Source organism: Micromonospora sp. CMU55-4 (assembly GCF_011602315.1).
In the GTDB taxonomy this organism is placed as follows: Bacteria; Actinomycetota; Actinomycetes; order Mycobacteriales; family Micromonosporaceae; genus Micromonospora; species Micromonospora chalcea.
In genome coordinates this window covers 17,159-31,831 of sequence record NZ_JAAOLH010000004.1, presented here as the reverse complement: position 1 = coordinate 31,831, position 14,673 = coordinate 17,159, and the positions used below count along the sequence as shown (strand labels likewise).

At 76.3% G+C, this 14,673-nt stretch carries 1 protein-coding gene; it reads right to left on the bottom strand.

From position 1 onward, the window contains the following. Positions 1-2: 2 nt before the first annotated feature. On the bottom strand, positions 3-14,648 hold the full coding sequence (locus HA073_RS08880) for a type I polyketide synthase (RefSeq protein ID WP_166456120.1): 14,646 nt from the start codon (positions 14,646-14,648) through the stop codon (positions 3-5). Positions 14,649-14,673: the final 25 nt, after the last annotated feature.

Below are 14,673 nucleotides of genomic sequence, written 5' to 3'. Positions count from 1 at the left end.
GCTCAGGAGAGCCCGAGGTCCTGGTCGATGAGGTCGAACAGCTCCTGGTTGCTGGCCGCCCGCAGCCGGCCGGCCACCCCGGCGGTGTCCTCCCGGCGTTCCTCGGCGGCGCCGAGCCGTTCGAGCAGGTTGTGCAGGCGCATCGTGATCCGCACCCGGCCGATGTCGTCCGGGTCGCGCAGCGCGAGGGCGCCCTCCAACTGGTCCAGCTCCGCGAGGGTGGGTAGCGCCTCGACCGACGCTTCGTCGAGCAGTTCGGCCCGCAGGTGCTCGGCCAGCGCCTGCGGGGTCGGGTGGTCGAACACCACCGAGCTGGGCAGGCTGAGCCCGGTCGAGCGGGCCAGCCGGCCCCGCAGCTCCACGGCGGTGAGCGAGTCGAAGCCGAGGTCCCGGAAGGGCCGCCCGGCCTCCACGGCGTACGGGCTGTCGTGGCCGATGACCTCGCCCGCGGCGGTGCGGATGAGATCGACCAGCAGCCGTGCCTGTTCGGCCTGCGACAACTCGCCGAGCCGCTTGCGCAGTTCGCCGGCGACCTGGTCGCCGTCCTCGGCGTCGGCGCGCGCCGCCGCGGCCTGGGCGGCCACCTCGGCGATCTCGCTGATCAGCGGCCGGGGCCGGGCGGAGGCGAACACCGGCGCGAAGCGTTCCCAGTCGATGTCGGCGACGGTGAGGGCGGTGTCGTCGCCGTCGAGGCCGGCGCGCAAGGCGGCCATCGCCGGTTCCCGGTCGAGCAGGGACACCCCGCGCCGGCTCATGGCCGCCGCGTGCGCGTCGGTCACCATGCCGCCGCCGGCCCACGGTCCCCAGTTCACCGAGAGGTGCCGGGCCCGCCCGGCCGGCCGGGACTGCGCCCAGGCGTCCAGGAAGGCGTTGCCGGCGGCGTACGCCCCGTGGTCGCCGACGCCCCAGACGGCCGCGATGGAGGAGAAGTGCACGACCAGGTCGAGCGCCTCCGGGTCGAGGAACTCGTCGAGGTGCCGCGCGCCGGCGATCTTGCCGGAGACGACGTCGGCGAGTTCCGCCTCGGTCACGGCGGCGACCGGGTTGAGCCGGCCCACCCCGGCGGCGTGCACCACGGCGTGCACGGTCTCACCGTCGGCGCGCAGGCCACGGACCAGGTCGGCGACCGCGTCCCGGTCGGCCAGGTCGCAGGCCAGCACCCGCGCCTCGGCGCCGAGAGCGGCCAGTTCCGCCACCGCCTCGTCCGCGCCGGGGGCCGCCGCGCCGCGCCGGCTGACCAGCAGCAGCCGCCGCGCGCCGTGCCGGGCGAACCAGCCGGCGGCGTACCGGCCGACGGCGCCGGTGCCGCCGGTGACCAGGACGGTGCCCGGCGCCTGCCAGCCGGCCGGCGCCTCGGCGCGGGGCGCGCGCTCCAGCCGCCGCAGGTACGTCCCGGAGTCACGCACCGCGAGCTGGTCCTCGTCGCCGGCGGCGGTGAGGGCCGCCAGGACTCCCTCGGCGGCGGCGGTGTCCAGGGTGGCGGGCAGGTCCAGCAGGCCCCCCCAGTGCCGGGGGTGTTCCAGCGCGGTCACCAGGCCGAGGCCCCACGTGGTGGCCTGGGCGGGGTGGGCTACGGGGTCGTCGGCGCCGGTGGCCACGGCCCGCCGGGTGAGCAGCCACAGCGGCACCGGTGGCAGGGCGTCCGTGACCGCCTGCACCAGGGCCAGGTTCGCGGTCAGGCCCAGCGGCACGGCCGAGCGGTCGGGGTGCGCCCGCTCGTCGAGGGCGAGCAGCGACACGATCCGGGTGGACGCCGCGGCGGCGAGCTGCCCGGCGAGCGTGCTCCGGTCGGTCGTCGCCGGGTCGACGGCGAGCTGCCGCACGATGCCGCCCCGCGCGGTGAGCAGTTCGGCGAGCCGGTCGACGACCGGCTGGTCCGTACCGCTGTGCACCAGGGTCCACGTGCCGTCGACGGCACCCGCGACGAGAGCCCGCGGGCGCCAGGTGATCCGGTAGCGCCAGCCGCCGGCGAGGGTGTCCTCCTGCTGCTGGCGCCGCCACCGGTCCAGGTCCGGCAGCAGTTCCCGCAGCGGCCGGTCCGCGTCGAGGCCGAGCCGGCCGGCGAGCGCGTCGCCGTCGCCGGACGCCACGGCCCGCCAGAACGCCGAGTCGACGTCGTCGTGCGCGGCGGCGGGGGTGTGGGTCGCCGCCGCGTCGAGGGTCGGCCAGAACCGCTGGTGGGCGAACGCGTACGTGGGCAGGTCCACCGGGGCGGCGGCGCCGGGCAGCAGTGCCGGGAAGCGTACGGGCACGCCGTGGCAGTGCAGCCGGGCCACCGCGCCGAGCAGGGTGGCCACCTCGTCCTGGCCGGGCCGCTGCACGCCGGTCACGACGACCGGCGCGTCCACCGGCAGCGCGTCGGCGGTCAGGGCGGTCAGCACGGTGTCCGGCCCGATCTCCAGGAACCGGGTCACCCCATGGGAGTGCAGGTGGGTGACGGTGTCGGCGAAGCGCACCGCCTCGCGGACGTGGCGGACCCAGTAGTCGGGTGTGCAGAGCTGCTCGGGGTCGACGACCGTGCCGGTCAGGTTCGACACCAGCGGCACCGTCGGCGGGGCGTACGACAGGGTCGCCGCGACGGCCGCGAACTCGGCGAGCATGGGCTCCATCAGCGGGCTGTGGAAGGCGTGGCTGACCCGCAGCCGCTTGGTGCGTACGCCGAGGTCGGCGAAGTGGGCGGCCAGTTCGGTCAGCACGTCCTCGGCGCCGGCGACGACGACGGCGGCCGGCCCGTTGACGGCGGCGACGGCGGGCTGTCCCGGCGTGCCGGACAGGGCCCGCAGCACGTCGACCTCGGGCGCGGCGACGGCGAGCATCCCGCCGCCGGGTGGCAGGGCCTGCATCAGGCGCCCCCGGTTGCCGACGAGCGCGCAGGCGTCGGCCAGGTCGAGCACTCCGGCGACGTGGGCCGCGCTGATCTCCCCGACCGAGTGCCCGGCCACGAAGTCGGGCCGGATCCCCCAGTGTTCGAGCAGCCGGAACAGCGCCACCTCGACGGCGAAGAGCCCGGCCTGGGTGAAGACGGTCTGGTCGAGCAGGTCGGCCTCGGCGGTGCCGGGCTCGGCGAACAGCACCCCGCGCAGCGGCCGCGGCAGGTACGCGTCCAGGTGCTGGCACGCCTCGTCGAGGGTCGCCGCGAAGACGGGGAACGTCTCCCACAGGCGTCGGCCCATCCCGGCGTGCTGCGCGCCCTGGCCGGAGAAGAGCGCCGCCAGCGCGCCGCCGGGCTCGGCGGCGCCCCGGGTGAGCCCGGGGTGGTCCTGCCCGGCCGCCAGGGCCCGCAGGCCGGCGAGGGCGGCGTCGGCGTCGGCGGCGAGCAGCACCGCGCGGTGCCGCAGCGGGGACCGTCCGGTGGCCAGTGCCCGGGCCGCGTCGGCCGCGGGTGTTCCGCTGCCCGGCAGCCAGTCGGCCAGCCGGGCCGCCTGCGCCCGCAGGCTGTCGGCGGTGTCTGCCGATACGACCCACGGCAGCAGCGGCGTCCCGTCGGCGGCACCGGGCGTGCCGCGGCTGGAGCCGGTCGTGGGCGCGTCGGCGCCGGCCGGACGGGGGGCGGCGGTGTCGGCCGAGGGCGTGGCGGGCGCCTGTTCGAGGATGACGTGCACGTTGGTGCCGCTGACCCCGAACGACGACACGCCGGCGCGGCGCGGCCGGTCCACGTCCGGCCACGGCTGCGCCTCGGTCAGCAGCGCGACGGCACCGGACGACCAGTCCACGTGCGGCGACGGCTCGTCCACGTGCAGGGTGGGCGGCAGCAGGTCGTGCTGGAGGGCCAGCACCATCTTGATCACGCCGGAGACGCCGGCGGCGGCCTGGGTGTGGCCGATGTTCGACTTCACGGAGCCGAGCCAGAGCGGCCGGTCGGCGGGGCGCTGCCGCCCGTACGTGGCCAGCAGGGCCTGCGCCTCGATCGGGTCGCCGAGCCGGGTGCCGGTGCCGTGCCCGTCGACGGCGTCCACGTCGGCGGCGCTCAGCCGCGCGTTGGCCAGCGCCTGGTTGATCACCCGCTCCTGCGCGGGCCCGTTGGGGGCGGTCAGGCCGTTGCTGGCGCCGTCCTGGTTCATCGCCGAGCCGCGCACGACGGCGAGGATCCGCCGGCCGTCGCGCTGGGCGTCGGAGAGCCGCTGCAACATCACCAAGCCGACGCCCTCGCCCCAGCCGGTGCCGTCGGCGGCCCCGGCGAACGACTTGCACCGGCCGTCGAGGGCGAGCCCCCGTTGCCGGGCGAACTCCAGGAACGGGCCGGGGGTGGCCATCACCGTCACGCCGCCGGCAACCGCGACGTCGCACTCGCCCTGCCGCAGGGACTGGCAGGCCAGGTGCAGCGCCACCAGCGACGACGAGCAGGCGGTGTCGACGCTGACGGCGGGACCCTGCAACCCGAAGTGGTACGCCAGCCGACCGCTGATGACGGCGGCGACGTTGCCGGTGGCCTGGTAGCCCTCGGTCTCGACCCGGGCGGCCATCAGCAGCGTCGCGTAGTCCTGGCCGTTGGTGCCGACGAAGACGCCGGTGTTGGTCTCCCGCATGTCGGCGGGCGCGGTGCCGGCCCGCTCGAACAGCTCCCAGGCGCTCTCCAGCAGCACCCGTTGCTGCGGGTCCATCACCATCGCCTCACGCGGAGAGATGCCGAACAGGGCGGCGTCGAAGCCGGCGGCGTCGGTGAGGAAGCCGCCCTCGCGCACGTACGAGGTGCCGGGCCGGTCGGGATCGGGGTCGTAGATGGCTGCCAGGTCCCAGCCCCGGTCGGTCGGGAACTCCGCTATGCCGTCGCGTCCCTCGGCGACGAGTCGCCACAGGTCCTCGGGGCCGGCGACGCCGCCGGGGTAGCGGCAGCTCATCGACACGATGGCGATCGGCTCGTCCAGCGCGGTGGCGGCCCGCACGGGCTCGGTCGCCGGGGTGTCGTCGCCCGCGAGCCGGCCCGCCAGGTGCTCGGCGAGGGCGTCGGGCGTCGGGCGGTCGAACACCAGGGTCGCCGGCAGGTTCAGTCCCACCGCCTCGGCGAGGCGGTTGCGCATCTCGACGGCGCTGAGCGAGTCGAAGCCGATCTCCCGGAACGACCGGTCCGCCGCCAGCGCCTGCGGCGAGGACAGGCGCAGCACCGCCGCCGCGTGGACGCGTACGAGGTCGAGCAGGACCCGACGGCGTTCCGGTGCGGCGAGGCCGGCCAGCCGGCCGCGGAGCGGGGACGCCGCGTCGGGCGTGCCGCCGTCGCGCTGCCCGGCCGCGAGCAGCCGGGCCACCTCGGGGATGTCGGCGATCAGCGGCCGGGGGCGGGCCAGCGTGTAGGTCTGCAGGAACCGGTCCCAGGCGATGTCCGCCACGGTGAGCGTGGTGTCGCCGTGGTCGAGCGCCTCGGCCAGGACGGAGACCGCGAGGTCGGGGCGCATGGCCCGGACGCCCGAGCGGAACATCTGGTCGGCGGCGCCCTCGGCGTCGACCATGCCGCCGCCGTCCCAGGCACCCCAGGCGACGGCGGTGGCGGCCCGTCCGCGCCGTCGCCGGTCCTCGGCGAGCGCGTCGAGGAAGGCGTTGGCGGCGGCGTAGCCGCCCTGGTGCCCGCCGCCCCAGACGCCCGCGCCGGAGGAGAAGAGCACGAACGCCGACAGTTCGTCGCCGCACGCCTCGTCGAGGTTGACCGCGCCGGCCACCTTGGCCCGCAGGGCGTCGGCGAGGTCGGCGACGTCGGTGGCCGCGACGGGCGCGGCGTGGGCGACGCCGGCGGTGTGGAACACGGCCCCGATGTGGGTGCCCTGCCCGGCGAGCCGCTCGACGAGGGCCCGTACGGCGGCCGCGTCGGCGACGTCGCAGGCGGCCACGGTGACTGTGGCGCCGGCGGCGCGCAGTTCGTCGGCCAGCTCGTCGGCGCCGGGCGTGGCGGGGCCCTGGCGGCCGGTCAGCACCAGCTCAACCACGCCCTCGCGGGCCAGCCAGCGCGCCACCTGGGCCCCGATGGACCCGAGGCCGCCGGTGACCAGGACGGCGCCGCTGGCGGGACGCCAGTCCTGCGTCGCGGTGCGCTCGGCGCGGGCGCGGACCAGTCGCCGGGCGAACACCCCGGAGGGGCGCAGCGCCAGCTGGTCCTCCGCGTCGACGCCGGCCAGCACCGCCACGAGCCGGGCCCGGTCCCGGGGGTCCAGCTCGGCGGGCAGGTCCAGCAGTCCGCCCCAGCGGTCCGGGTGCTCCAGGGCGACCACCCGGCCGAGCCCCCAGAGCATCGCCTGGCGGGGGCGGTCGAGCTGGTCGGCGCGGCCGGTCGAGACCGCGCCGGCGGTGGCGCACCACAGCGGGGCGGTGACGCCGGTGTCGCCGAGGGCCTGGACCAGGGCGTACGTGGCGGCGAGACCCGCCGGGACGACCGGGTGGGCCGGGTGCGGCGCGTCGTCCAGGCCGAGCAGGGAGAGCACCCCGGCGACGGGCCCGCCGGTACGCGCCAGCCGCTCGGCCAGCACCGGCCGGCCCGTCTCCGGCACGTCGATCCGGACGACCTCGGCCCCGCCCTCGCCCAGCGTCCGGGCGACGCCGTCGACCAGGGGGTGCTCGGCTTCGGCGGCCGGCACGACCAGCAGCCACGTGCCGGCGAGGGTGGCCTCCGGCGCGACGACCAGCGGCTTCCAGGTCACCCGGTAGCGCCACGAGTCCACGGTGGACTCGTCGCGGCGGCGCCGGCGCCAGGAGGAGAGCAGCGGCAGCGCGGGGTCGAGGGAGCTGACCGTGGCCTCGTCGATGCGCATGGCGGCGGCCAGCGCAGACGCGTCGGCGCGTTCCACGGCCTCCCAGAAGCGCCGGTCCGCCTCGTCGGTGCCGGCGGGGGCGGGGGCGGTCACCGCCGTCGGCTGCGGCCAGTAGCGCCGGCGCTGGAAGGCGTACGTGGGCAGCGGGGGCGGCGGGCCGGTGGGGGCGCCCAGGATCGCCGTCCAGTCGACGGGCACGCCGTGCACGTGCAGTCCGGCGAGGACCGTCAGCATGCGCTGCCAGCCGCCGGCCACGGTGTCGTCGGCGGCCACCACGACGGCGTCGTCGGCCCGCGCGCTCTCGCGGATGCCGGCGGCGAGCACGGTCGCCGGGGCAGCCTCGAGGAGGACCCGGTGGCCCTGGTCGAGCAGGGCGCGTACGGCCGGTTCGGCGTCGGCGTCGGTGGTCAGGTCCCGATACCACCGGGCGGCGTCGAGGCCGTCGGTGTCGACCGGGCCGCCGGTCGTCGCCGAGTACAGCGGCACGTCGGCCGCCCGGAGGGTGATCCCGGCCAGCGCGTCCGGGCCGTCCTCCGCCGGGCTGGCGAGGGTGATCGTCCTCGCCGCGTCCTCCAGCGACAGCGCGCCGGCCACGCAGGCGGCCGCGAGCGCGCCGTGAGCGTGCCCGAGCACGGCGGCGGGTCGTACGCCGAGGGAGCGCCACCAGCGTCCCAGCGAGACGGCCACGGCCCACCGGACGGCCGGCGCCACCCCGGGGTCGGCCGGGGTGGGAGCGCCGTCCGCGCCGCGCAGCACGGCGGCGAGCGACCAGTCCACGTGGGGGGCGAGGGCCGCCTCGCAGGCGGCGATCGCGGTGGCGAACTCAGGTGCCCGGTCCAGCAGCTCGACGGTCGCGGCGGGCCACGGGTCGCCGTGGCCGGGGAAGACGAGGACCGGGTCGGCGGCGCGCGCCGCGACGCCGGTGACGGCGGCGGTGGCCTCGCCGAGGTGGAACGACTCCAGGGCCCGCGTCAGGTCGACGGTGTCGCGGCCGAGGACGACGGCGCGGTGGTCGAACGTGGCCCGGGTGGTGACCAGGGCGTGCGCGACGTCGGCCGGCGCCAGCTCCGGGTGTGCCGCGAGGTGCGCCTTCAGCCGGGCCGCCTGGTCGCGCAGCGCCGGGGCGTCCACGGCGGAGAGCACGAGGGGTACGACGTCGGCGCGCGGCCGGTCGGTGGGCCGCGCGCCGGCCGTCTCGGCGGGCGGCTGCTCGATGATGACGTGCGCGTTCGTGCCGGAGATCCCGAACGACGACACCGCCGCCCGACGCGGCCGGTCCACGGCCGGCCAGGGGGTGGGCTCGGTGGCGAGTGCGACCGCCCCGGCGGTCCAGTCGACGTGCGGGGAGGGCTCGTCCACGTGCAGGGTCGGCGGGACGAGGCCGTGCCGCATCGCCATGACCATTTTGATCACACCAGCGACACCGGCGGCGGCCTGCGTGTGCCCGATGTTCGACTTCACCGACCCCAACAGCAGCGGCCGGTCGACGGGACGCTCCTGCCCGTACGTGGCCAGCAGAGCCTGCGCCTCGATCGGATCACCCAGCGTCGTGCCGGTGCCGTGCGCCTCGACGGCGTCCACGTCGGCCGGGGTCAGGCGGGCGTTCGCGAGGGCTTGGTGGATCACGCGCTGCTGCGACGGGCCGTTCGGGGCGGTGAGCCCGTTCGACGCGCCGTCCTGGTTGACGGCCGTGCCGCGCAGGACGGCGTGGATACGCCGGCCCTCCCGCTGCGCGTCGGAGAGTCGTTGCACGAGCAGCACGCCGACGCCCTCGGACCAGCCGGTGCCGTCGGCCGACGCCGCGAACGACTTGCAGCGACCATCCTGCGACAGACCGCGCTGCCGGGAGAACTCGATGAACGTCCCCGGCGTCGCCATCACCGTCACACCACCGGCCAACGCCAGATCACACTCACCCGACCGCAGCGCCTGCGCGGCGAGGTGCAGCGCCACCAGCGACGACGAGCACGCGGTGTCGACGGTGACCGCCGGGCCTTCGAGGCCGAACGTGTAGGCGACCCGGCCGGACAGGACGCTGCCGGAGTTGCCGGTGCCGACGTAGCCCTCGACCTCGTCGGCAAGCTCCATCAGCTGGGAGGCGTAGTCGTGGTACATGACGCCGGCGAAGACACCGGTCCGGCTGCCCCGCAGCCGCTGCGGGTCCAGCCCGGCCGACTCGAACGTCTCCCACGACGCCTCCAGCAGCAGCCGCTGCTGGGGGTCCATGGCGAGGGCCTCGCGGGGCGAGATGCCGAAGAAGGCGGGGTCGAACGCGCCGGCGTCGTACAGGAAACCGCCGTGGCGGGTGTACGACGTGCCGGGGTGGTCGGGGTCGGGGTCGAACAGGCTCTCCAGGTCCCACCCGCGGTCGGTGGGGAACTCCCCGATCCCCTCCCCGCCGGCGGCCAGCAGCGCCCACAGCTGGTCGGGCGTCTCGACGCCGCCCGGGTAGCGGCAGGCCATGCCCACGATCGCGAGCGGCTCGTCGGCGCGGGTGGTGGTCCGCGCGCCCGGCGCGGCGGGGCGACCTGCGGCGCCGGCCAGTTCGGCGTGCACATGGGTGGTGAGCGCCTGCGGCGTCGGGTAGTCGAATACGAGCGTCGAGGGCAGCCGCAGGCCGGTGGCCGCGTTCACGCGGTTACGCAGGTCGACGGCGGTCAGCGAGTCGAAGCCCAGCTCGCGGAACGCCCGGTCGGCGGGCACGGCTTCCGCCCCGCCGTGCCCGAGCACCTGCGCGACGAGGCCGCGTACCAGCACGTCGAGCTGGGCGCGCGCCTCGTCGGCGGTCAGGCCGCCGATGCGGGTCGCCCAGGTGGTGCCCTGTCCCGCCTGGCGGCGGGTCGTGGTCGTACCGACCAGGTTACGAAGCATCGGCGGCACCAGGCCGGCGCCGGCAGCGGCCCGGAGGGCGGCCAGGTCGATCACGGCGGGCACCAGGGCCGGCCGGCCGGCGGTCAGGGCGGCGTCGAACAGCCGCAGCCCGGTCTCGGCGCTCATCGCGGTGATGCCGCCCCGGGTCGATCGCGCCCGGTCCGCCTCGTCGAGGGACGCGGCCATGCCGGGGGTGTCCCACATGCCCCAGGCGAGGCTGACCGCAGGCAACCCGAGCTGCCGCCGGTGGACCGCAAGCCCGTCGAGGAACGCGTTACCCGCCGCGTACGCCGACTGACCCGGCGAACCCAACACACCCGCCACCGACGAGAACACCACGAACAAGTCGAGATCCAGACCCGCCGTCGCCTCATGCAACAACCAACCCGCCGACACCTTCGGCGCCAACACCCCGGCCAGCCGCGCCGCCGTCAGCCCCTCCACGACACCGTCGTCCAGGACGCCGGCGGTGTGCACGACACCCGCCAGCCGACCCTCGGCGGAAACCTCACCGACCAGCCCGAACACCTGGTCCCGGTCCGTCACGTCGCAGGCGACCACCCGCACCGACGCACCCAACGCGGACAACCGCTCCGACAACTCACCCGCACCCGCAGCCTCCGGACCACGACGCGACACCAGCACCAGCGACCGCACACCGTGCACCGACACCAGATGCTCCGCCACCAACGCACCCAACGCACCCGTACCGCCGGTCACCAGCACCGCACCGTCACCCACCACGGCACCGTCCGCCGACGAGGGCGCTACCGCGCGCACCAGGCGCGGCACGAACACCTCACCCGAGCGCACCGCGACCTGACCACCGAACGTCACCGGCTCGTCGGCCACCGAAGTCAGCACAGCCAGCAGCCCGGCGTCCACGTCACCGTCGACGTCCGCCAGGACGATGCGACCCGGATGCTCCGACTGCGCCGATCGCAGCAGACCCCAGACCGCCGCTGCGGCCAGGTCGGTGACCCGGTCTCCGTCCCCGACCGACACCGCACCCCGGGTCACCACCACCAACCGCGACTCCGCCAGCGCGTCCGCCGCCAGCCAGGACCGCACCGTCGCCAGCACCTGCGACGTCGCCGCCCGCACCGACTCGGGGCCATTGTCGACGGCGGCGGGCATCTCACCGGAGACCGAAGCAGGTTCCGTCTCGGCGTGCAGGGCCCGGCGCAGGCCACCCGCCGGCACCAGCAACAGACGCGGCGCCACACCCGACGCCACGGCGACCGCCTCGACGTCGGCGTACACCGGCAGCTCAGCGACGGCCGGCAGGCCGGCGGCGGGCGAGCCGAGCAGCGCCCACCCGGAGGCGTCCCCGGCCGGGGCGACCTCCTGGGCCTGCCAGGCGACCTCGAACAGCGACCGGGCCGACGCGTCCGGGGACGCCGACACCCCGGTCAGCTCGCGCAGGGCGAGGGTGTCCACCGACACCACGGCCGCGCCCGACTCGTCGCACGCGACCAGGCGCACCGCCGAACCGTTGCGGGTCAACCGCACCCGCAGCACCCGCGCACCCGAGGCCCACACCTGCACACCCTCGAACGCGAAAGGCACCCGCGCCCCGCCCGAGCCCTCCGAGCCGGACAGCAGCCCGATCGGGTGCAGCGCGGCGTCCAGCAGCGCCGGGTGCACGCCGAACCCCGCGGCGTCACCGGCCACCTCGTCCGGCAACACCACCTCGGCGAACACCTCGTCACCGCACGCCCACACCCGGCGCAGCCCCCGGAACACCGGCCCGTACGACAGGCCGCGCTCGGCCAGGGCCGGATACCAGCCCGCCACGTCCACCTCGACGCCGTCGACCGGCGGCCACTCCCCCACGCCCGGCTCGTCGGCCGACGCCGGCTCCAGCACACCCTCCGCGTGCGAAACCCACTCCGCCTCGGGATCACCCTCGGGCTGCGAGTGCACGGCCACCACACGCACGCCCGCCTCGTCGGCCGCGCCGACGCGTACCTGCACCCGCACCGCACCCGCCTGCGGCAGCACCAGCGGCGCGGCCACGGTCAGCTCCCGCACCCGCGACGCACCCACCTCGTCACCCGCCCGCACTGCCAACTCCACCAGGGCAGCGCCCGGCACGATCACCGCGCCGGAGACGACGTGGTCGGCGAGCCACGCGTGCGTCGACGTCGAGAGACGGCCGGTCAGCACCACCATGTCCTCGCCGGCCACGGAGACCGCCGCGCCGAGCAGCGGGTGCCCGGCCGCGCCGAGGCCGGCACCGGAGACGTCCGTCCAGCGGCCCGCCGGCTCCAGCCAGTAGCGCTGGTGCTCGAAGGCGTACGTCGGCAGGTCGACGTGCCGGCCGCCGGCCCGGTCGAGCAGGCCCGCCCAGCCGACGGCGCGGCCGTGCACGTGCAGCGACGCGAGGGCCTCCAGGAGGGCCTGCGGCTCAGGCCGGTCGTGGCGCGACACCGGCACCAGCAGGGGCGCCGGCTCGTCCTCCGCGCGCTCGGCGAGGCAGTTCTGCGTCATGGCGGTGAGGACGCCGTTCGGTCCCACCTCCAGGTAGGTGTCGACCTCCTCCGCCCGCAGGCAGTCGACGGCGTCGGCGAAGCGAACGGTGCCGCGTACGTGGCGCACCCAGTAGCCCGGGTCGCAGATCTGGTCGGCGTCGGCGACGCGGCCGGTCAGGTTCGACACCACAGAGATCGTCGGCGGCCGGAACGTCAGTCCCTCGGCGACGGCCGCGAACTCGGCCAGCATCGGGTCCATCCGGGCGCTGTGGAAGGCGTGGCTCACCCGCAGGCGGCGGGTCTGCGCACCCCGCTCGGACCACACCCGCTGCACCTCGTCGAGCGCCTCGACGTCGCCCGCGACCACCACGGCGGCGGGGCCGTTCACGGCGGCCACGTCCAGCCGGCCGGTCAGCCCCGCCAGGGAGGCGGCCACCGCGGCCTCGTCGGCGGCCACGGCGAGCATGCCGCCGCCCGCCGGCAGGGCCTGCATGAGCCTTCCCCGCGCGGCGACCAGCGCGCACGCGTCAGCCAGGGAGAGCACGCCCGCCACGTGCGCCGCCGCGATCTCGCCGATGGAGTGCCCGGCCACCAGGTCCGGCACCACACCGAACGACTCGATCAGGCGGAACAACGCCACCTCGACGGCGAACAGGCCCGCCTGGGTGAACACCGTCTGATCCAGCAGCTCCGCCCCGGGCGTGCCCGCCCCGGCGAAGAGCACCTCCCGCAACGGACGCGGCAGCAGCGGATCCAGGTGACCGCACACCTCGTCCAGCGCGGCGGCGAAGACCGGGAACGCCGCGTACAACCCGCGACCCATGCCGGCGCGCTGCGCGCCCTGGCCGGAGAAGAGGAAGGCCACCCGGCCACGCGGGGCCGACGCGCCGGTGATGACGGCGCCGGTCGGCTCGCCCGCGGCGAGGGCCCGCAGCCCGGCGAGCAGGTCGTCGGCGTCGCCGGCCAGGACGACCGCGCGGTGTTCGAGCCCCGCGCGGCTGACCGAGGAGACCGCGACGTCCACCGGACGTGGGGCGTCGATGCGGGCGAGGTGGTCGGCCCAGCGGCCGGCCTGCCCCGCGAGCGCCTCTGGCGTACGGGCGGAGAGGAACACCGGGGCGAGCGGGAGCGCGACCGGCGCGTCGACGGCGGGGGGTGCCTCGTCGGTGGACGGGGCGTCGTCGCCGGGCGCCTCCTCCAGGATGACGTGCGCGTTCGTACCGCTGATGCCGAAGGACGACACGGCGGCCCGGCGCGGCCGGTCGGTGGCCGACCACGCGCGCGCCTCGGTCAGCAGCGAGACCTGCCCGGCGGACCAGTCGATGTGCGGGGACGGCTCGTCGACGTGCAGGGTGGCGGGCATGGTGCGGTGGCGGATCGCCTCGATCATCTTGATCAGGCCGGCGGCGCCCGCGGCGGCCTGGGTGTGACCCAGGTTCGACTTGACCGAGCCCAGCCAGAGCGGCCCGCCGTCGCCCCGGTCCTGCCCGTACGTGGCCAGCAGCGCCTGCGCCTCGATGGGGTCGCCGAGGGTGGTGCCGGTACCGTGCGCCTCGACCACGTCGACGTCGGCCGGCGAGAGCCGGGCGTTGGCGAGGGCCTGCCGGATCACCCGCTCCTGCGACGGGCCGTTGGGGGCGGTGAGTCCGCTGCTGGCGCCGTCCTGGTTGACCGCGCTGCCCCGGACGACGGCGAGGATGCGCCGGCCGTCGCGGCGGGCGTCGGAGAGCCGTTGCAGGAGCAGCACGCCGACGCCTTCGGACCAGCCGGTGCCGTCGGCGGCGGCGGCGAACGACTTGCACCGGCCGTCGGAGGCCAGGCCCCGCTGGCGGGAGAAGTCGGCGAAGGTGCCCGGGGTGGACATGACCGTCACACCGCCGGCGAGCGCGAAGTCGCAGTCCCGCTGGCGCAGCGCCTGCGTCGCGAGGTGCACGGCGACCAGCGACGACGAGCATGCCGTGTCCACAGTGACGGCCGGGCCCTCCAGCCCGAAGGTGTACGCCACCCGGCCGGACACCACGCTGCCGGAGTTGCCGGTGCCGATGTAGCCCTCGACGCCGTCGGGCAGGTCCAGCACCCGCGACGCGTAGTCGTGGTACATGACCCCGGCGAAGACGCCGGTCCGGCTGCCACGCAGCGCCTGCGGGTCGATGCCGGCGTGCTCGAACGCCTCCCAGGAGGTCTCCAGCAGCAGCCGCTGGTGCGGGTCCATCGCCAGGGCCTCGCGGGGGCTGATGCCGAAGAAGCCCGGGTCGAACTGTGGCGCGTCGTAGAGGAAGCCGCCCTGGTTGCTGGTCGACGTGCCCGGGTTGTCCGGGTCGACGTTGAAGAGCCGCTCCAGGTCCCAGCCCCGGTCGGTCGGGAAGTCGCCCACCCCGTCGCCGCCCCGGTCGACGAGGTCCCACAGCTCGGCCGGGCTGGACACCCCGCCCGGGAACCGGCACGCCATGCCGATGACGGCCATCGGCTCGCGGTCCTTGGCCTCCACCTCGCGTACCCGCCGGCGCGCGTCGCGCAGGTCGGCAGTGGCACGCCGGAGGTAGTCGAGGAACTCTGCCTCAGTGGGCATCGGGCCACTCCGTATCGGGGTTCGA

Bases quoted from the DNA above. Each gene is read 5' to 3' on its own strand.
- HA073_RS08880 (WP_166456120.1), bottom strand. From the start codon at position 14,648: ATGCCCACTGAGGCAGAGTTCCTCGACTACCTCCGGCGTGCCACTGCC.